1 protein-coding gene is annotated in these 272 nt (G+C 62.9%); it reads right to left on the bottom strand.

Features of this window, described 5'->3' with window-relative positions; genetic code table 11:
* Nucleotides 1-84: 84 nt before the first annotated feature.
* Complete coding sequence (gene rpmH, locus NDO48_RS29195) at nt 85-228, bottom strand: 50S ribosomal protein L34 (protein ID WP_026347786.1); 144 nt, start codon at nt 226-228, stop codon at nt 85-87.
* Between the last annotated feature and the right edge of the window lie 44 nt (nt 229-272).

The raw sequence follows: 272 nt of genomic DNA, 5'->3' as shown, positions 1-272 counted from the left end.
GACAGCCACGGTGAAGTCACGTGCGCGATGCAGCCGATTCGGCTCAGGAAGCATCCCGAGCTCCAAGCTTCGGACGAACGGTTATCAGGCTGTGAGTTCTTTGCGGCCCTTGCCGCGACGTGCGGAAACGATTGCACGACCCGCACGGGTACGCATACGAAGACGGAAGCCATGAACGCGCGCGCGGCGGCGATTGTTCGGCTGGAACGTCCGCTTGCCCTTGGCCACGGTCAACACTCCTCGAGATTCGAAGACGCCGATCTGTCGGCGCC

The organism is Aminobacter sp. MET-1 (assembly GCF_026521175.1).
In the GTDB taxonomy this organism is placed as follows: Bacteria; Pseudomonadota; Alphaproteobacteria; order Rhizobiales; family Rhizobiaceae; genus Aminobacter.
Note: the sequence above shows the minus strand (reverse complement) of the source record. Positions and strands in the feature narration are given on the sequence as shown.